This is a genomic window from Clostridioides sp. GD02377 (genome assembly GCF_045899875.1).
Classification (GTDB): Bacteria; Bacillota; Clostridia; order Peptostreptococcales; family Peptostreptococcaceae; genus Clostridioides; species Clostridioides difficile_A.
This window is the reverse complement of record NZ_JBJODA010000004.1, coordinates 111,273-130,751: the sequence shown is the minus strand read 5'-3', so window position 1 is coordinate 130,751 and position 19,479 is coordinate 111,273. Positions and strand designations below refer to the sequence as shown.

The 19,479-nt window shown below is 26.4% G+C and carries 17 protein-coding genes; 9 read left to right on the top strand and 8 right to left on the bottom strand.

All coding sequences use genetic code 11. The features are described 5' to 3' along the window. The first annotated feature begins 173 nt into the window (after positions 1–173). The 7 genes from Q3304_RS04730 (at position 174) to Q3304_RS04700 (ending at position 6,051) form a co-directional block, all read left to right on the top strand. Complete coding sequence (locus Q3304_RS04730; RefSeq protein WP_021384276.1) at positions 174–1,058, top strand: RNA polymerase sigma factor RpoD/SigA; 885 nt, start codon at positions 174–176, stop codon at positions 1,056–1,058. Positions 1,059–1,305: 247 nt separating this feature from the next. Then, positions 1,306–1,476: a hypothetical protein gene (locus Q3304_RS04725; protein ID WP_219673514.1), complete on the top strand. Its 171-nt coding sequence runs from the start codon at positions 1,306–1,308 to the stop codon at positions 1,474–1,476. 111 nt (positions 1,477–1,587) lie between these two features. Continuing rightward, a complete protein-coding gene (gene murJ / locus Q3304_RS04720; RefSeq protein ID WP_054269992.1) occupies positions 1,588–3,132 on the top strand; it encodes a murein biosynthesis integral membrane protein MurJ in 1,545 nt (514 codons plus the stop codon). Between the two features lie 35 nt (positions 3,133–3,167). Beyond that, positions 3,168–3,827 carry a deoxyribose-phosphate aldolase gene (gene deoC / locus Q3304_RS04715; RefSeq protein WP_407814403.1) on the top strand — a complete coding sequence of 220 codons (660 nt, stop codon included), beginning with the start codon at positions 3,168–3,170 and terminating at the stop codon, positions 3,825–3,827. Between the two features lie 180 nt (positions 3,828–4,007). Further along, a complete protein-coding gene (locus Q3304_RS04710; RefSeq protein ID WP_054269994.1) occupies positions 4,008–4,388 on the top strand; it encodes a GntR family transcriptional regulator in 381 nt (126 codons plus the stop codon). Further along, positions 4,381–5,256, top strand: coding sequence for an ATP-binding cassette domain-containing protein (locus Q3304_RS04705; RefSeq protein WP_407814404.1), 876 nt, complete (start codon positions 4,381–4,383; stop codon positions 5,254–5,256). Before Q3304_RS04710 ends, Q3304_RS04705 begins: the two co-directional genes overlap by 8 nt. Beyond that, complete coding sequence (locus Q3304_RS04700; protein ID WP_074178992.1) at positions 5,257–6,051, top strand: ABC transporter permease; 795 nt, start codon at positions 5,257–5,259, stop codon at positions 6,049–6,051. It begins immediately after the preceding gene. 81 nt (positions 6,052–6,132) lie between these two features. Here Q3304_RS04700 and Q3304_RS04695 read toward each other — a convergent pair whose 3' ends face one another. From Q3304_RS04695 to Q3304_RS04685, 3 genes are all read right to left on the bottom strand, one after another. After that, entirely contained in the window at positions 6,133–7,458 is a 1,326-nt protein-coding gene (locus Q3304_RS04695) for an MATE family efflux transporter (protein ID WP_407814405.1), read from the bottom strand. Between the two features lie 392 nt (positions 7,459–7,850). Beyond that, positions 7,851–8,498 (bottom strand): lactate utilization protein, encoded by a 648-nt coding sequence (locus Q3304_RS04690; protein ID WP_407814406.1) that lies wholly within the window; start codon positions 8,496–8,498, stop codon positions 7,851–7,853. Between the two features lie 310 nt (positions 8,499–8,808). Further along, on the bottom strand, positions 8,809–9,723 hold the full coding sequence (locus Q3304_RS04685) for a DUF2935 domain-containing protein (RefSeq protein ID WP_054269999.1): 915 nt from the start codon (positions 9,721–9,723) through the stop codon (positions 8,809–8,811). A 1,320-nt stretch (positions 9,724–11,043) separates the two neighbouring features. Between Q3304_RS04685 and Q3304_RS04680 the strand changes: the two genes are divergently transcribed. Beyond that, positions 11,044–12,957, top strand: a complete 1,914-nt coding sequence (locus Q3304_RS04680; protein ID WP_407814407.1) for a diguanylate cyclase domain-containing protein — start codon at positions 11,044–11,046, stop codon at positions 12,955–12,957. Positions 12,958–13,112: 155 nt separating this feature from the next. Here Q3304_RS04680 and Q3304_RS04675 read toward each other — a convergent pair whose 3' ends face one another. Together Q3304_RS04675 and Q3304_RS04670 are read right to left on the bottom strand one after the other, a co-directional pair. Next, a complete protein-coding gene (locus Q3304_RS04675; RefSeq protein ID WP_407814408.1) occupies positions 13,113–14,618 on the bottom strand; it encodes an ABC transporter substrate-binding protein in 1,506 nt (501 codons plus the stop codon). Positions 14,619–15,265: 647 nt separating this feature from the next. Continuing rightward, positions 15,266–15,745, bottom strand: a complete 480-nt coding sequence (locus Q3304_RS04670) for a C-GCAxxG-C-C family protein (RefSeq protein ID WP_407814409.1) — start codon at positions 15,743–15,745, stop codon at positions 15,266–15,268. A gap of 422 nt (positions 15,746–16,167) precedes the next feature. Here Q3304_RS04670 and Q3304_RS04665 point away from each other — a divergent pair, with 422 nt between their 5' ends. After that, entirely contained in the window at positions 16,168–16,464 is a 297-nt protein-coding gene (locus Q3304_RS04665; RefSeq protein WP_407814410.1) for a YciI family protein, read from the top strand. Positions 16,465–16,671: 207 nt separating this feature from the next. Here the strand turns inward: Q3304_RS04665 and panC are convergent, their stop codons facing one another. Genes panC through Q3304_RS04650 form a run of 3 tightly spaced genes read right to left on the bottom strand, consistent with a single transcriptional unit; the run spans position 16,672 to position 19,273 of the window. Beyond that, positions 16,672–17,520 (bottom strand): pantoate--beta-alanine ligase, encoded by an 849-nt coding sequence (panC, locus tag Q3304_RS04660; RefSeq protein WP_074178999.1) that lies wholly within the window; start codon positions 17,518–17,520, stop codon positions 16,672–16,674. Between the two features lie 18 nt (positions 17,521–17,538). Further along, on the bottom strand, positions 17,539–18,366 hold the full coding sequence (gene panB / locus Q3304_RS04655) for a 3-methyl-2-oxobutanoate hydroxymethyltransferase (RefSeq protein ID WP_407814411.1): 828 nt from the start codon (positions 18,364–18,366) through the stop codon (positions 17,539–17,541). Beyond that, positions 18,341–19,273, bottom strand: coding sequence for a Rossmann-like and DUF2520 domain-containing protein (locus tag Q3304_RS04650; protein WP_407815413.1), 933 nt, complete (start codon positions 19,271–19,273; stop codon positions 18,341–18,343). The genes panB and Q3304_RS04650 overlap by 26 nt, the downstream gene beginning before the upstream one ends. Positions 19,274–19,479 lie beyond the last annotated feature (206 nt).

Sequence of the window (19,479 nt, the reverse complement as noted above, 5' to 3'; positions counted from 1 at the left end):
GGATATTGGTGTTAAAAATAGAATAGTATTATAGGTATAGTTTTTATAACTTTGTATACATAATATACAAAACAACTTGTTTGAGGAAGGGGATATTATGTAATTGTAGATTATGTAGATTTAAATTATTTATTTTTGTTTTAGCAAATTCTATGAATAGAAGGGGTTTGATTATGGATACTAAAAAAGAAAATAATTATGAAAATTATATTTGTGTGGGTTCATCAAATGTATCAAATGCGATGAAAATGTATTTAAAGGAAATTGAGGAATACAAAATGTTGTCAGCAGGAGAAGAGGTAGAGCTGGCTAAGGAAATAATCAACTCATCTTCAGTAGCAAAGGAAAAGTTTATAAATTCAAATTATAGGTTGGTAGTGAGTATAGCAAAAAGATATAAAAGAGACAGTATTGATATGTTAGACTTAATTCAAGCAGGAAATATAGGACTTATAAAAGCAGTAGAGAAGTACGATTATAAAAAGGGATACAAATTTAGCACTTATGCAACTTGGTGGATAAAACAAAGCATAACAAGATATATTGACGATTGCGAAAATACTATTAGAATACCTATACATCTTCATCAAAGAATAAATTTTGTAAAGAAAAAGAAACAAGAACTTTTAAATGTATTATTAAGAGAACCAACTGTAGAGGAGATTGCAGATGCATGTGGTCTTGAAGTTGATAAAGTATTGGAATTATTAAGAAGAGATAAAAATGTTGTATCTTTGGATACTCCATTAAAAGAGGATGAAGATAGTAGTTTAGTTGAATTTATACCATCAGATGCTGATTTTAAGGATGTTGTGATACGAGAAGTTGAACAACATAATTTAAAAGAAAAAATAGAAGAATTGCTTACAGGTCTTGGAGAACAAGAACAACAAGTTTTAAGAATGAGGTTTGGGATTGATGATGATGACCCTAAGACATTAGAACAGATTGGTAAGGTATTTGGAGTTACTAGAGAGCGAATAAGACAAATAGAAGCTAAAGCAATAAGAAAGTTAAGACATCCAAGTAAGTTAAAACAATTAAAGCATTTTTATTAATATTTTTAAAGAGAATATAAAAAAGTAGGAGAAAGACTCTCCTGCTTTTATTTTTTTATAGAAGATAGTAGTTATAAATAGTAACTATTTTCATTTTTTATTTTTGTAAATGAATAGTTATTTAGTAAAAGTGATTAAAATTTTTCAAAATAGATAAAATATGTTAAAATATAACTTAAAAAAGATGATAAAAATGATTATATCTTTTACTTATGTGGAGATTATTAAGTTATAAGAAATTAATAAGATGAAATTTAGAGATATAACCAATATAAGTGTTTTTGTTTTACCAGGATTAGAAAATGATAACTCCATTTCTGTGGATTCAATTAAATTTATACTATTAGACTTAAATTACAAATGTAGAAAATGTTGTAGAAATAAAAACATAAAGACAGTGTTATTTACGATATATTAAAAAATAAACACTGTTATTATCTTTGTAAAATGTGGGAATAATAGATTAAATTGTATGTAATAGGCTATCTTTACTGAATTAAAAGAAGTGGGTTAGAAGTGGAGTGATAAAATGAGCAAGGTGGCGAAAGCGACTTTTTATTTGATGATAGTTACTGTAATCTCTAAGATTCTTGGAATGGGTAGAGAATTAGTGCTATCATCAATTTATGGTACAGGCTTATATACAGAAAGTTATTTAACAGCTATGAATATACCAAATATTATATTTGCAGCAATTGGCACTGCTATAGTTACTACTTTTATTCCTATGTATCAAGAAATAAGTAGTAAACAAGGTGAAAAGCAAGCACTAAAGTTTTTAAATAATGTTTTAAATATAATAGTTGGTATATGCATAATTGTTGCTATATTAGGTATTATTTTCTCAAAGCAACTTGTAAGCATATTTGCTATAGGATTTGAAGGAGAGAGATTTTTACTTACTGTAAAGTTTACTAAAATATTGATAACAGGAATAATATTTATAGGTATTACTAGTGTTATGTCAGCATTTTTACAAATTAAAGAAAACTTTATCGTAGTTGGATTTGGGAGTATACCTTATAATATAGTAATAATTATTTCAATAATGTTAAGTACAGTATTGGGACCATACATACTTCCAATTGGTGCTGTGATTGCTATGGTAGTTCAGCTACTTTTTTACATGTTTTTTGTTAAAAAAACAAACTACAAATATTTATACTATCTAAATTTTAAAGATGATAGCCTTATTAAATTATTGTCATTACTTTCACCAGTATTTATAGGTGTTGCTGTTAATCAAGTGAATTCATTGGTGGATACAACGTTAGCCTCTACACTAGTTAAAGGTAGTATTCCTGCACTTACTTATGCAGATAGATTAAATGGTTTTGTTACAGGGACATTTACAGCTTCAATAGTATCTGTTATGTATCCGATGTTATCAAAGTTAAGTGCAGAAAATAATCAAAAGAAATTTACAAGCTCGGTTAAATCTAGTATAAATATGATAATAATCTCTATGATTCCCATTTCAGTTGCATCCATTTTCTTTGCAACTCCTGTTGTTAGAATCATTTTTGAGAGAGGGGCTTTTGATGCTAGAGCAACTCAAATGACAGCTACTGCTCTAACCTTTTATGCAGTTGGTATGACTGCATTTGGTTTAAGAGATATTTTAGGGAAGGTATTTTATTCATTACAGGACACAAAAACACCTATGGTAAATGGGATTATATCTGTATGTGTAAATATAGTGCTAGATTTGATTTTAATAAGACCAATGGCTCATGGTGGTCTTGCACTTGCAACTAGTTCATCATCAATCGCATGTATATTATTACTTTTCTGGAATTTAAAAAGAAAGGTTGGGTATTTTGGTCAAGATAAAATAATAAAAGCAACTTTGAAATCTTTAGTTGCATCTTTTATTATGGCTATTTTATCATACTTTACTTATAAATTTGTATTTGGGATTTTGGGATTAGGTACATTTAATGAATTTATATCATTAACTATTTCAGTTTTAGTTGGAGGAGGAGTTTATACATTATTAATGACTATTTTTAAAGTTGAAGAAGTCGACATGATACTAAATATCGCAAAAAGAAAACTGCATTTAAAAAGGTAGTTTAATTATATTAATCACACATTTAGGAGGATTTTATGAAACATATACTAAAAACGGTAGACCATACCATTTTAAAAGCGACCACTACATGGGAAGATATTAAAATTTTATGTGATGAAGCTGTAAATATGAATGTAGCATCAGTTTGTATACCACCTTCATATGTAAAAAGAGCTACAGAATATCTAAATGGGAAAATGAAAGTATGTACAGTAATAGGATTTCCTCTGGGATATCAAACTACTGCTACAAAAGTATTTGAAGCAAAAGATGCTATTGAAAATGGAGCAGATGAAGTTGACATGGTTGTAAACATTTCAGATATAAAAAATAAAGATTATAATAATATAGAAAATGAGATAAAAGAAATAAAAAAAGTTATTGGAGAGAACATCTTAAAAGTTATTATAGAGACATGTTATTTAGATAAAAATGAAAAAATAAAGATGTGTGAGATAGTGACAATATCAGGTGCAGATTTCATAAAAACATCTACTGGAATGGGAACAGATGGAGCTACCTTAGAGGATATAAAACTTATGAAAGAACATGTTGGAAAAAATGTAAAGATAAAAGCTGCTGGAGGAGTTAAATCAATTTCTGATGCAGAAAAATTTATAGAAGCAGGAGCTGAAAGGTTAGGAACTAGCTCGATATGTAAGATATTAAAGCATGAGAATATAACAGAGTATTAAAGCTTTGAATTTATTGATAACTAGTAATGATTAAAATTTAATTATGAATATACTAAATAAAAAACAGAGGAAATTTTTCCTCTGTTTTTTATTTAGTATTGACAGATAATCTTTTTCAAGATAATATAAGTTATATAGTTAGTTACTTGAGTAATTAACTAATAAAGAAAGGAGGAACCTATGAAATTAGTATTAAACAATGAAGAACCTATATTTATTCAGATAGCACAAGCAATTGAAGATGAGATATTATCAAATGGGATAAAAGAAGAAGAACAGGTTCCATCAACAACAGAGCTTTCAAAGCTTTATAAAATTAATCCAGCTACAGTGTTAAAGGGAATAAATATACTGGTTGACAAGAATATTCTATATAAAAAGAGAGGTATAGGGATGTTTGTATCAGAGGGTGCAAAAACTATTATAAAAGAAGCTAGAAAGGAAAATTTTAAACATAACTTCATAAAAAATCTACTTCAAGAAGCTGACAAATTAGAAATAAATAGAGAAGAATTGGTTGATATTATAATCAATTTCAAGGAGGATATAAGATATGAATAGTTCTATTAAAATAAAAAATTTATCTCATAGTTTTAAAAAACAAAAAGTTTTTAGTAATATGTCTATAAATTTTGAAACAAATAAGATATATGGTTTATTAGGTAAAAATGGAGCTGGAAAAACAACACTGTTAAACATAATAGTAAATCAGTTAGTTCAAAATGAAGGTGAGATAGAAATATTAGGAAAGAACTTAAAAGAAGATATAGAAGTATTGGAAGAAGTTTGTATTGTGAGAGAAAAAGAATTTTATAGTCCAGATTTTAAAGTAAGTCAGATATTTGAGTATTCTTCTAATTTTTATAAAAATTATGATAAAGGATTAGAAGAAGAATTATGTAAGTATTTTGATTTAAATACTAAAAAAAAGTATAAACAATTGTCACGAGGAATGAAAACTATACTTTCAAATATAATAGGGGTTTGCTCTAATTCACCTATAACTATATTTGACGAGCCAACAATAGGTCTAGATGCAGTAAACAGACAGGAATTTTATAACATAATTTTAGATAATTATATAAAAAATCCAAGAACGATAATAATATCAACTCATTTGATTGATGAAATAGATGACTTATTGGAACATGTAATAATATTAAATGAGGGTAAAATTATTATAGATGAAGAAATTGATGTTATAAAACAAAAAGCTCATTATATTACTGGAAACAAAGAGGAATTAGAAAAATTAGAAGCTATAAGAAATATAAAACCTAAAAAGACATTTGGGAATACAGTTGCTTATTTTTACTATGGCGATTTCAATGAAAATGATGAAAAGGCGATTAGAAATTCAAATATCGATGTAGGATACATAGGATTACAAGACATGTTTGTTAACATGACTAAAAAGGAGGGCTTATAAGTGAATGAATTAAAACCATATATAAAATTTTTTAATAAAAATACTAAGCTATATATAATTACATTTGTAATTATGGGAATTGTTATGAGTATTTTGCCAGTAGTTACTCTTAAGGTTTTTGGTGAGGTATCTAAAGATAATCTATATACAGCTGTGAATCCTATTTCAACATATCTGACTATACTGATATTTGTGTATAGTATAAATATGGTAAATAGAGATTTTTCAGGCGCTTTAAGTATAAGAGCAAATAGAAAAAGTTGTATAAAAGCTATTGTGCTGAATTTAATTATTTTAAGCTTTATAATTTCTATTGTAGGTATGGTTTTGATTTTTTTATCAAAGTTATTTATAGAGATTATAACAGGTTATAGTGTAGACCTGTCAGTTATACTAAGAAAAGATATGATTTGGACATCTATATCTGCACTAATAGAGCCAACAACATCAAGTGTGCCACTAACTTATTTAAACTATTTTGTACAAATATGTATAAATGAAATATGTATAGGTTTTATAGGAGCATTATTAGGTGCTTTTACGTATAGAGTTAGAAAAGCTAGCAGTGTTGCTATATTGATAGGATTACCTGTACTAATCATAATTTATATAGTTAATTTTGCAACTAAAAATATTAACAAGATACTTATGTATTTAGAAAAGATTATTTATTCATTTCAGAATCCTTTTATTTTATTAGGAACAAAAGTAGGAATTATAGTTATTTGTATAATATTTATAATTTTATTGCTTAGAAAGGCGCCAATTAAAGATTATGCAAATGACTTATTATAAATAAATTAAAACCTGCCCTAAAATCAAATTTATAAATTTGTATTTTAAGGTAGGTTCATTTATTTTAATAAGTATATATTATTAATAGTTATATCTACTTTTATATTTTTTTATAAGTGGAATAGATATAAATATGGTTAGAATTTCAGCAAATGGGACAGTAAGCCATAATCCAGTTAAGTTCAACATAGGAGGAAGAATTACGATTCCTATGATTATAAAAACAAAGGCACGACTAAAAGATATAATAGCTGAAATTTTTCCATTGTGAAATGCTGTAAAAAAACCTGACGCAAATATATTTATACCAACAAATAAAAAAGCAAAGGCAAATATTTTTAATCCGTGTAAAGCTAAGTCAAATACTTCGTTACTTGGACTTACAAAAACTTTAACAATAAGTGGTGCGAAAACTAAAGCAACAATAAACACTAAAATAGATGAAATAAATATGAATTTTAAAGAATGTTTAAATGTTTCTTTTAATTTATCACTATTTTCAGCACCAAAATTATAACTTATCAATGGAGATACTCCAGCAGCAAATCCTAGATAAACTGATGTCATTAAAAAATGAGCATACAAGACTATAGTAAGAGCTGCAAGTCCATTTTCTCCTGCTATTCTTAAGGCAACTATGTTAAATAAGAAGGTTGTAATTCCTGTAGATAACTCTGTAACCATTTCAGAAGAACCATTTATCATAGTATCTCTTATAAGTCTAAAATGAGTTTTTGGCTTTCTCAGTTTTAGTGTAGACTTACTTGATAAGAAGTAAATAATACCTAAAATGCAAGTAAAAATAATACCTATAGCAGTTGCAACTGCAGCGCCTAAAAGGCCCATTCCAAAACATTTGATAAATACATAGTCTAATATTATATTTGTTACACCACCAATGACTGATAGAAATAAACTAAATTTGGAGTTTCCATCAGTTCTTATAAAGTATTCAAATATAAACTTTAAAATATAAAATGGTGTACATAAAATCATAACTTTACCATAAGTTATGCAATAGGGTAGTAATTTATCTGTTGCTCCAAGCAAAATAGATATTTCTTTTACAAAAAAATAAGAGATTACTGTGAATAAAACCCCAACAATCAATGAAAACAAAACTATAAAAGAAAATGTAGAGTTGGCCTCATCTTGTCTATTTTCGCCCATACGTATAGAAACTATAGCTCCTCCTCCAGTTGCCATCATTATTCCAAACCCACAAACAAGGTTGATTATAGGTAGTACAATATTTATACTAGCAAGAGCATCTGAACCAACTAATGTTGATACGAAGATACCATCTATTATTGTGTATAAAGATATAAATATCATGGATATAATTGCAGGAGAAACAAATTTTAGAAATTCAAAAGTAGTGAATTTTCTTGTAAATAAATTTTCCATAAATTTTACCTCCTTTTATTACTCTCTATATATAATAAGCTATATAGTAACTATATAGTCAAGAAAAACTTTGTTTATACGATAAGTGGCTTTAAATCAACGAAGAGCTATATAGAAATGAATTTGTATTTGACAATTGATGAACTTGTATTAATAAGAATAACTATACTATATTAATAAAACTCAATTATGAAAGATATTGATTTTGCAAATAAAAAAGAACTTAATATTATATTAGAGATTGTAAAATTTAGAGATAATTATAAAAACCAAATTCTTTGCTAGCTTCTTGTGGTAGAATGAAAGTTTTATGAAAGAATTTTATTCTACCACTTATATGAGTAAGTTATTTAATTTAGTTCTTTATAGAGTTGATTAAATATATGTATATTTTATAGACCTAGATTTTCTCCTACCAATATTACCTTTATTTTGTTTGCTGGACGACTTATTCTTGTAGTTACCATATATGCACAACAACTTTCAGGGCTTGTACAATCCATACAACTTCCATTGATATAACAAGGAGTGTTTACATCTTGAAAACGTTGTACAACTGCTGGAGCAGCAATTGTTCTAGCTCTTTGAACTGCATCATCAATATTTTTAACAACTTTATTCATACCAGCTACAACTATAACACTTTTTGGACCATATATCATTGCGGCTACACGATTTCCGTTTCCATCAATATTGAAGAGTTGTCCATCTTCACTAATTGCATTACTACTCATCAAAAAAGTATCACATAGAAGTGCTTGACGCATAATTTCTATTCTTTCTTCTGGAGTCTTTGCTAAATCTCTATCGATGACTTTGAATCCTTTGTCTCTAATAGCAGTTTGTACTCCCATTTCTTTAAGCGTTTCAGAGCCTCCCCATGATACTACATGATTTTGAGGAATCAAATCTAAAATTTGTTGTAAAGCATCATTCTTAGTTTTACAGTAATAAGCATCAAAATAACGTTTTTTAAGAGATTTAATGATATTTGGTCCTAACTTATCATATCGTTTTTCCAATGGTGTTTGTCTTATCATACTAAAATCACTCCCATATTTAAATTTTAAGATTATAACCACAAATTATTAATGTAGTTATAATATAGTTATAACATAAATATTTATTTAGGATAATATTTACTATCAAAATTTTAATAAATCATTACATATATATACTTATAAAAATATATTTATGGATATTTTCGGGTTTATATTTATCAAAAATGGAGTTATTAATTATAGATGGTTAGTTTTTCATAAATAAATGATTTGAATTATATAGAATATAAAAAAATAAAGGTACGATTTATGTGTACCTTTATTTTGATTAAATAGATAGAGATTATAATTACATATTTTTATAACTTTCCAATATTCTAATATAGTGGTTTGCTTCTCTTAATACATGGTCTGCTAAAAGTGGTAATATTATAGACCTTATCTTACATTCTTCTATTCCTGATGTACCAGCTTCTTTAAAATCCTTAAATTCAACAGTTTCATTTAATGTTTCATCTGTAATACTTGCTACATCAGTATCAGTCATTTCATTTGTTTTTTCAATTAATTCATTAAATTTTATAGCAAATTCATTTGCAGTATTTATTAGTTCGCTTTCAGATGGGTCGAGTAATCCTCTCATAAATAGTGCGTGTTCCATCATAATATGGTCCCAGAATAATTCTATTTCTTTGAAATTTTTTAAATCAATATCTACTTTATTTTCAAGGTCAATTACATAGGAACGATACAAGTTTGCTTCATGTATTATATGTTCAATAAGTAATGGATAGTTTGAAGTGAACAAGGTGCACGATAGTACTCCATCTAAAACCCTTTCTTTTAAATTAATAAGTCCATCAAGTAATCTTATTGCATCAGAGTTAAGCTGAGCTACATAGTCTACTAAGTCTTGACCAACCTGTGGGTTTACACCACTTTGTAGGTTTAATTCTCTTGTAGTTAAGTTTTGATTTATTTCTATTCCTGTAAGTTCTTCAGTTTTTTGTTCTGCATTCAATGTAAGAGTAGTTACAATCTCTTCTGAATATAATATATCAGGTCTAATTATACCATTACTAGCACTAACAGTATATGATAATAAATCTTCAAATTGTTTTTTATAGTGGTCAGCTTCCATAGCAAGATTATAATCTTTATGTGTAAATCCTGCCTCTAGAAAAAGAGAATGTTCTTTCATAATTCTTGCAAAAAATAAATGTAATTCTAGTGATAAAATAGCATACTTTTGATTATCTATCATAGTTTCCTCCCTTTAGAAAGTATCTTATTTATAATACTTTATTCCTAATATTTAAATTTATGTATATTAGGGATAAATTAACTAAATTTTAGAATTGCTTTTTACTAAGCTATAGCATTTAAAGGACTGTTATTTAGGCAAAAATAATCAAAAGAAGTATTTTATAAATAAACATAAAGACAACTATATAATAATTTTTGTTATCTGTTTTTTTAAAAAAAGATTTAAAGATTTATTGGGCATACAATTTAGTTGTTTAGTAAGTGTCAGTATATTACTTATAATAATGAGGCAAGTAAATATTAAAGTATACCAATGATTCAATTTTAAGTTGTAAAAAAAGAGGATTTAGGTTACTTGTTTTTCTTTTTAATAAATTTATACTTAGATTTTAAGTGAATTATATATTTTTTGTTTAAAACTCTCATTAATTAAGGCATGAGAAATTATTATTATTTAAAAAATATTTTATACTAATTACACTATAAAAAACAATAAAAGCGTGAGTTTACTAAATTATGGGTAAAACTTCAAAAAGAATAATATATTAGATATAATTATATTACTATGTTATAAAAAAATTATTGGATTAATTAATTTATGACATTTTACATATAATTTGCTATAATATATTTAACTTTGAAACAACAATAAATTCATTGTATAAATTACTAAAAACAAGTTGAGATAAAATTTGAAAAATAAAATAGATTTTAAGATATAAAAAATATTTTTATTATATAATATGGTTTTAGGTTGAGTGTAATTTGGGTTTATAAGCTATTTTATTGTTAGTAGTATGTAAATTATTAAAAATAAATACAATAGTATTTTAACATGAGTTAATCTAAATAATAATGAATAAGTTAACAAAATTATTGAAAACTTTTTGGAGGAAAACAGGAATACTGGAATTGGTAGCTGAAAAAGATTTTTGGATATATTCAGAAATTTCAGTATAATTAGTGATGATGACAGTTGCAACTGTAAAATTTTAGTATACATCAAGGCCACAATAGAGGGGATAAGTAAGTTTTATAATAGGTATCACTACCCTAAAATAAATAGGAATAGAAACAATAACTATCATCCTTTAGCTAAATAAACATGGCTTAGTACAAAATAATAAAGAACCCAAGTTTAATGCCCCTCTTTTTTATACTTGAAAAGTTGAGGGTATATCTATTTGGGTGTGAAAATAATTCCTGTAATTTATAGAATAGTAATATTCCATACAAGGATTATAAAATAAAGATTAGAGAAGAACAACATTTTCATACATGTTTGTGCTTGACCAAAGTGAAAGGAATGATAAAATATATGAAACTAAAAAATGCACTCAGATTAGCTTTTATTGTATTAACATTAATACCTATTATGATTGTTTCAGTTTTATTATATAAAAGTGGTTTTGAACTATCAAAAAAAACTTATGCAAATAATTTAAATGAAAGTATAAATGTACAAGGAGATTATATATCTCAAACAATTGAGTCAGATATAATTTATAATAGTAGTTTTGCTAAAAAAACGTTGAATAAATATAATGAAAATAAAAACAAAGAGTATTTAATAGAAGCTTTTACCTCCTATCTAGATATTACTGAAGATAAAATTATGGCTAGTATCATGATAGATAAGGATAATAAATTGATTTACAGTACAGGTGAAAAAATAATAGTTGATAAGATTTATAATCAGGTACCAAATAAAATAGAAGATGAAAAACAAAAAGTATTAGAATTTAATCTATCACAAAATTCATATAGTTTGGGAATTTTGACTCCAGTCTGGATTAATGGTGAATATATAGGAAGCATGATTTCAGTTTACAATGAATCTTTTATATTTAAGATTATTAGCAGTTATTACGATATAAGTGATACCGCAACTTATATTTGTAGAAAGAATGGTGAAACTATTAATTATAAAGGTTATTATCATAGTGAAGATAATCAAATCATTAAGATTGAAGATGACTTTTCGAAGAATTCTTTTGGACAAATTGAATCAAAAATAGGAGAAGAAAATACCTTCGGATATTATAAATCAATTCATAATACTCCTTGGTATTTAGTAATTCTAGTGGAGGATAGTTTAATTTATAATTTTACAAATCAATTTATTTATATTTATATTATAATCATTACATTTATATTTATTGCAGATATTTTGTTGGCATTTTATTTTACAAATAGAGTAGTTAAACCAATAATAAGTTTAATCAAAGTTATGGATGAATATCAGAATAATTTAGATAGAGAGATTTTGGATAATGAAAAGAATGCAGGATATTACGAAACAAAGTATCTAAGAAAGAAATTTTTTGAGTTGATGAATACGGTATCATTAGCTCAGCACAACTTTAAGGGGATTTATCAGTTATATCAATCAAATGATATGAGAGATATTAATATTGATATCGATGTAAAGGAACAAAAGATTTATAGTAATAAAGAAAATTTTACTGAATTGTTGAATAGAATTGAATTAGATGAAAATGATTGTGTTATAGAAAATTTTGTAAAATGCTTTTGTAAAGAAGATGAAAACAAATTACGTAGCATTTTTGAAAATATGAGGGATAAACACCTTGCAACATCAGTTGAGGTAGAAGTCTATACTTCACATTTGAATCAAAGATGGTTTCATGTAGTTATTGTACCTTTATATGAGGATAGTAGACTTTCTCGTTTATTTATACAGTTACGTGATATTAGTGGATTTAAAAAGCAAGAAATTGAATCTAATAAACAAGCTAGGAGAGATTCTTTAACAGGGTTATATAATAGACTTGGACTTATGGATTATGTTCATGATGGTTTAGAAAATAACAGAAGTAAAATGTATGGAATTTTATTTGCAGATATGAATTATTTCAAGTTGGTAAATGATCGCTTTGGACATAGTGAAGGAGACAGGCTTCTTATTCAGATAGGAAATGATTTATTATCAATTGTTAAGGATTACGGAATTGTTTCAAGATTAGGTGGGGATGAGTTTATAGTTTTGCTTCCTATTACTTCAGAAAATGATTTAACTGACATAAAGTCAAAGATTGAAGAAAAACTAATTTATAAATATGAATATGAAGAAGAACAATTTATTATTTCTGCTAGTGTAGGAAAAGCAACATGGGATAGTGATTCAACATCAACATTTGAAGAATTATTAAAACAGGCAGATGAATCTATGTATCGAGTAAAGCGACAATTAAAGGGAAGCATCAAATAAATTATATTTAGAAAAATCAAAAATTAAAATGTATGCTATATATACTGCCCAGACTAGATTAAATCAGTCTGGGCTAAAGTTCCAATCGATACATAATGAACTATGTGTTGAAGAATGGTATGAGAAATTTGATACTATAGAAACATATCCTATAATTACTTTGACTCACGATAAATTGAATTGTATTGAATTAATCCTTGAGGATTTATATGGATTCCTTTTATATCATTTAGGGCAGCACTTAATACCATTGGATTTTGTAATATGATAATAGGGGAATCTTGAGTGACTATAGAGTTTACTTTTTCATATATATCTTGTTTCTTTTTTTTATCATCTTCTTTTCGAGCATCTGCTAGCAATTTATCTACTACAGGATTACTGTAATTACTTGAATTTTGAGTCTTACCACTATTAGTTCCCAATAAAACTGGAAGCACACCATTTGGATCATTATTAAATGCCCAACCAACTAGAATAGATTCATGTTTACCCTCATTCATCATATTTGCAGCTTCCTGCATAGTAACTAAATTATAATTTAATTTGATACCTACTTTAGCTAAATCTAATTTAATAAGTTCTAATGTATTTTTTCTGATTGTATTTATGGTTATTACATTTAATTCTAACGTATTTTCATAGCCAGATTCTTTTAATAATCGTTTTGCTTCTTCTGGATTATATGTAATTTCAGGTTCTTTATATCCCATAATACCTTTAGGTATTAAACTTACAGAAGGTATACTGTAGCCATGATATATACTATCAGTAATTTTTTGTCTATCGATTGCATAACTCATAGCTAAACGTATTTTTTGATTATCAAAAGGTGGAAACTTTGTGTTAAGTGATAAATACTCAATTTTGGATGAAGGAGATTGTAATAATGTAACATTGTCAGATAATTTCAATTTGTCACAATCATATGCAGAAACACTAAATAATATATCAACATCTCCATCTAACAGAGCTGTAGTTCTATCTTGCTCTGTAACAATAACTAAAAAATTGAGATATTTAGATTTTGCCTTTTCCAAATAATAATCATCAAATCGCTCTAATGAGATTTTTTTATTTTCTATTCTTTCAATAAGTTTAAATGGGCCACAACCAATTGGTTTGGAAAAATCATATCCTTTAGATTCAACTACATTTTTTGAAACTATAGAGGTTTCTGCTTTGGCAAATAATGAAGGTAATTCAGAGTAAGGTTCATTTGTAACAATTTCAAATGTAGTATCATTTATCTTTTTTACACTTTCTAAAATTTCAAGAGCCTTTTGTGTTCTTCCTCCAAGCATAGCACGTTGAATACTAAATACAACATCTTCTGATGTCAAAGAAGAACCATCATGAAATTTAACATTATCTTGAATTTCAAATTTCCAAGTATAATCATCTATCCTTTTTTCACTTTTAACAAGTAATTTTCTTAATTGTAGATTATCATCAAAATCGTATAATGTTGTGTATATATTTCTGAGAATAGCTTCTGAGAAAATGTCAGAAGTCATCATTGGATCAAATGATAACATATCTTGTGTTAAAGCAATTTGAATTGGTTTTTCTTCTGATGTTTCATTTTTACCAGAGCTACAACCAGTAAATAATGCCAATGTAAGTAAAGCAATAATTAATAATTTCAAATTTTTGTACATATTTTTATCTCCCTCGTCTTAGTTATAACTACTTAATCTTAAAACTCATTATATCAAAATTTATTAGAAAATCATACAATACAAATTAGTATTAATAAGAAAGTTTATGGTAGAGTTTTCTTTATACAAAGTTACTTTTAGTTGTTAAGAATTTTAACTATTTTGTGTTAGACAAAACTATATTTATAATTGTCTTTTTATAACTATATTTTTTCTTTGAAAATAATAAATTACTGGTCTGTCAAACTTATTTTTTTAATTAATAGAACTAACAATAAGTAAGCTTAAAGAAGAATTAGTAATTTAAGAAGATTTTAATCTAATGAATTATAAAGTTAAAAAGGTTGGATCAAAATGGAGATAGGCCTATTTTTATTCCTGAAATGATGAAAATATATTTGCTTTCATATAAAAAAGAGTGCCTCATGGACTAAAAAGTTTATTTTGAGACACCTTATTTCACACTTAATAATGGATAATTATTATTTATGTAAAATACTAGTAATTTTGTTTATTTATATTATTAAATCCTCAAGAGAATGTATTTTATTTTTGAAACAATGTCACAATTCAGATGATACTCTTATTGAAAATCCTAATAGTCAAAAGCATTCTTACATATTATATGTTGAATTTAAGAAAATAAGTTATTTAAGTTTATAATTTAGCTCTCTAGAAATTATTCTTGCTGTTTCCTCAGCAACTTGACCTGTAAATAATATACATTGGTCCATATGTTCCTTTGTTCCAAGCGTCATTCCTTTTGTAAGAATTCTACAACATAAAGAATTATTTTTTCCTTTAAAAAAATCATGCAATTCTTTTGATAGCTCCATAGCTTTATTTACTTTTTCATCTTTAGCTTCACTTCTACCAAAGAATAATCCTAAAGCCATTATGCCACCAGTTATAGCTCCACATGTACACCCTGATCCTCCTATTCCAACAGGAAATCCTGATGCCATAGATATAATTTCATCTGTTATATCCAATTCAAACTCATCTTTTATAACTTTAATGACTGCTTCTGAACAATAAAAGTCACCATTACGATAATATTGTTCTGCTGTAACTCTTACTTTTTCTAAATTTATACTTTTCTCAGATTTTACTACACCACTATTCATAATTTTTTATCCTCCTTATATATAATAAATTAATCTCTTAATTAATAATAACTTATTTTTTATATTATGAAATGCAATGAGTATTTTCAGACAATGTATCACTTGTTCTGTAAAAATCAAAAACTACATTATGAATGTAACCAGTACGTATTTTACAGATATATGGTATTTTCACTAGAAATTGAAACAATTATTATATAATATATTGAATGTTAAGTATCATGCACATTTGCAGTTTATATTATAATCTATGAGTAATTGTTTTTCAATGGACTGTGGTTGAAGATTTAAGAGGGAATTGTAATGAATGTATTGAATAATGTCATAGAGACAATAGAAAATAAAGGGTATTTATTTTTTAAGTAAACCCATACTAATAATAAAGTATTGATTCAATATAGGATAAAGGAGTAATGTAGAGTATGAAATATTTTGTTATTGAAGGCATTATAAAAGATTCAAATTTAACTGATGAAAAAATTATGAAAAAGCATATGTCTTATACTCAAAAAGCGATAGACAATGGCTTAATCTTGATGTCTACACTTAAAACAGATATGAGTGGAGGATTGTTTATTATGAAGTCAGAATCAATTGAAAAATTGGAAGAGTATTTATTTAATGAACCTCTTAGAACTTTTGGTGTGCAAGATTACAAAGTCATAGAGTTTTCGCCCCATTATTTCAATAAATCATCTGCTGAGTGGTTTGATGATTAGAGATGTTTACTGTGTCAAACCAAAAATATTTAGTAGATGTTAATGTTTTTAAACCTTTTCTTTCGTCACAAAATAAAAAAACTATAATGAAAATTATTACTTGAATTAATGAATAATTAGAAATAGGTAAGGAGTATCTTATATAATATACTTCTTACCTATTTTAATAAGTAGAATTTTATAACAAAATATTTTGTAATAGCATGTTTATATGTTTAATTCAAATGTAAAATTGTCAATTAATCTAGTTTTTCCTATAAATACAGCAATTGCCACAAGTATAGAATCTTCTATTTCTTTAACTGGTTGTAATGTATTACTGTCTACAATTTCAACATAATCTATTTTTGCTAAGGGTTCAGAGTTTATGGTAGATATTATTAAATTTTCTAATTTTTTTACGTCTAAAGTTCCATTCATTAACTCTTTTTTTACGAGATTCAGACTTTTATTTAAAATCAAAGCTGATTTTCTTTCTTTTTTTGAAAGATATGTATTTCTTGAGCTTTTTGCTAAACCATCCTTTTCACGAACTATAGGACAGCCTATTATCTCTGTATCTATATTCAAATCCTTGACCATCCTTTTAATTACTGCTAATTGTTGAGCATCTTTTTCTCCAAAATAAGCTTTATCAGGAGTTACTATATTTAGAAATTTTGAAACAACCAGGCAGACACCTCCAAAATGAACTGGTCTCTTAGAACCACAAAGAAAATCTGTAAGTCCAGATACACTTATGGTAGTACAGTTGCCTTTTAAATACATTTCTTCTGATGATGGATTAAAAACTACTGATGCGCCACTATCCATACAGTATTTAAAATCTTTTTCTATATCTCTTGGGTAGCTATTAAAATCTTCATTAGGTCCAAATTGAGTTGGATTTACAAATACACTAACTACTACTTTATCATTTTCTTTTACAGCTTTTTTAATAAGGCTTTGATGTCCTTCATGTAAAAATCCCATGGTAGGAACAAGCCCTATAGAATAGCCAGATTTTTTCCAATCTTTAATTACATTTCTTAGTGATTCTATTTCCTTTATAAGCATTTTGTACCATCCTTAATCTTAGTATGATTTTTCTAATTCAGATTCATTTATTGAAAAGCTATGTTTTTCTTGTGGAAATGCACCAGTTTCAACTTCTAGTATGTAATTTTTAATTGAATCTTTCATTATATCTCCTATATTTGCATATTGTTTTACAAATTTAGGTACAAAATCTCCAAACATCCCCAACATATCTTGATAAACTAAAATTTGACCATCACAATTAATTCCTGCTCCTATCCCTATTGTAGGAATTGAAATAGAATTAGTTACCATCTCAGCTATTTTAGCAGGAACGCCTTCAAGCACAATAGAGAATGCTCCTGCTTTTTCTATTGATTTAACGTCTTCAATAAGTTGTTTTGCTGTTTCACTAGTATTTCCTTGAACTTTAAATCCGCCAAATGAATTTACAGATTGAGGTGTTAGTCCTAAATTACCCATTACAGGTATTTGAGCATTTACAATGCTCTTTATTTGTTCTATAACGTTTGAACCTCCTTCTAACTTTACAGCATGTGCACCTCCTTCTTTTACAAGTCTACCAGCATTTTTCACAGCATCTTCAATAGAAACATGGTAAGATAGAAATGGCATATCACTTACTATTAAGGCATTTTTCACACCATTTTTCACAGCTTTTGTATGATATATAATTTCATCTATAGTAACAGATAGAGTGTTTTCTTCACCTTTTATGACCATTCCTAATGAATCTCCTATTAAAATACCATTTATATTACATTCATCCATTAGTTTTGCCATTGAATAATCATAAGCAGTAAGCATAGATAACTTTTTTCCTTTACTTTTAGCATTTTTAAAAGTCAGTATAGTATTTTTCATCGTTTTTTCCTCCTAAAATTTTGTAAATCTCTTTGTATTTTTCAGATTTACTTATTAAATTTTCAACTGCGTTTTCTGTAGAAATACTTTTTGTACATTTTAATGAATCTTCATTTTCCAAGGCTATTATTTTTAGTAGATTTAAGGACAGAATTTTGTAAATATCTTCATCTTTCTTATCTAATGCTGATAAATGTTTTTTTATTGGTGTTATATCCCCACGGACAATAGGTCCAGTAAGGGCTTTAGAAAATCCATTATCAAGTATATTTTCTATATTTATTTTGACTAAAGGATTTATAGCTTTTAAAGCTTCTTCCTCAGATAAACCCAATTTGATAAAGTAATTTACACCTACATTTAGTAAAGATAACACTAAATTTGAAACTAAAACATTAGCTAAATGATAAGTGGATGAAGTATTTTTATCTCTTATAAAGAATTGATTACCCAAGCTATTTATAAAATCTTGAATAAATAAATCATCTTTTTCATTATCACCTTCTATGGAAAAACAAATGTCTTTCATTTTTTTTATATCAGTATTTTTATTGGAAAATGCAAATATAGGATGGATAGAATAAATTAATGCACCTGCTTTTTTTGAACAGAACAATATACTAGATTTTAAAGAGCCACTTGTGTGGCAAATATATTTATGTTTTAAATTAAATTTGGAAAGTTTTTTGTCTATAATTTCAATAGAATCATCTGATGTTGTAATAAATAATATATCGTTTTCATCAATAATGTCTTTCAAGTTACTGTAAATTTTTGTTTTTGTTAAATTTGTTGATTCTAGTAAAGATAATTGATTTCTTCCATAAAAACCTGTTACATAATAAGCCTTTGACAAAAAATAATTTGCCAAAGATGTACCAACTTTTCCGGAACCAATAAATCCTATTTTAATAGTACCACCTCCACTTTGTGATACAACATCTTAATTTCCAATCTCATTCATGAAGATATGAGTTACATAAGACAAAATAATTAAAAACATTTAAAGTATAGTTCTCATAACAAGATACCATCCATGGATATTTTACCATTTAAATGAAAGATTGACAAATAATTAAATAAAAGTTGAGTAAATATACTTTTATTTATGTT

Bases quoted from the DNA above. Each gene is read 5' to 3' on its own strand.
- Q3304_RS04730 (WP_021384276.1), top strand. From the start codon at position 174: ATGGATACTAAAAAAGAAAATAATTATGAAAATTATATTTGTGTGGGT.
- Q3304_RS04725 (WP_219673514.1), top strand. From the start codon at position 1,306: ATGAAATTTAGAGATATAACCAATATAAGTGTTTTTGTTTTACCAGGA.
- murJ (WP_054269992.1), top strand. From the start codon at position 1,588: ATGAGCAAGGTGGCGAAAGCGACTTTTTATTTGATGATAGTTACTGTA.
- deoC (WP_407814403.1), top strand. From the start codon at position 3,168: ATGAAACATATACTAAAAACGGTAGACCATACCATTTTAAAAGCGACC.
- Q3304_RS04710 (WP_054269994.1), top strand. From the start codon at position 4,008: ATGAAATTAGTATTAAACAATGAAGAACCTATATTTATTCAGATAGCA.
- Q3304_RS04705 (WP_407814404.1), top strand. From the start codon at position 4,381: ATGAATAGTTCTATTAAAATAAAAAATTTATCTCATAGTTTTAAAAAA.
- Q3304_RS04695 (WP_407814405.1), bottom strand. From the start codon at position 7,458: ATGGAAAATTTATTTACAAGAAAATTCACTACTTTTGAATTTCTAAAA.
- Q3304_RS04690 (WP_407814406.1), bottom strand. From the start codon at position 8,498: ATGATAAGACAAACACCATTGGAAAAACGATATGATAAGTTAGGACCA.
- Q3304_RS04685 (WP_054269999.1), bottom strand. From the start codon at position 9,723: ATGATAGATAATCAAAAGTATGCTATTTTATCACTAGAATTACATTTA.
- Q3304_RS04680 (WP_407814407.1), top strand. From the start codon at position 11,044: ATGAAACTAAAAAATGCACTCAGATTAGCTTTTATTGTATTAACATTA.
- Q3304_RS04675 (WP_407814408.1), bottom strand. From the start codon at position 14,618: ATGTACAAAAATTTGAAATTATTAATTATTGCTTTACTTACATTGGCA.
- Q3304_RS04670 (WP_407814409.1), bottom strand. From the start codon at position 15,745: ATGAATAGTGGTGTAGTAAAATCTGAGAAAAGTATAAATTTAGAAAAA.
- Q3304_RS04665 (WP_407814410.1), top strand. From the start codon at position 16,168: ATGAAATATTTTGTTATTGAAGGCATTATAAAAGATTCAAATTTAACT.
- panC (WP_074178999.1), bottom strand. From the start codon at position 17,520: ATGCTTATAAAGGAAATAGAATCACTAAGAAATGTAATTAAAGATTGG.
- panB (WP_407814411.1), bottom strand. From the start codon at position 18,366: ATGAAAAATACTATACTGACTTTTAAAAATGCTAAAAGTAAAGGAAAA.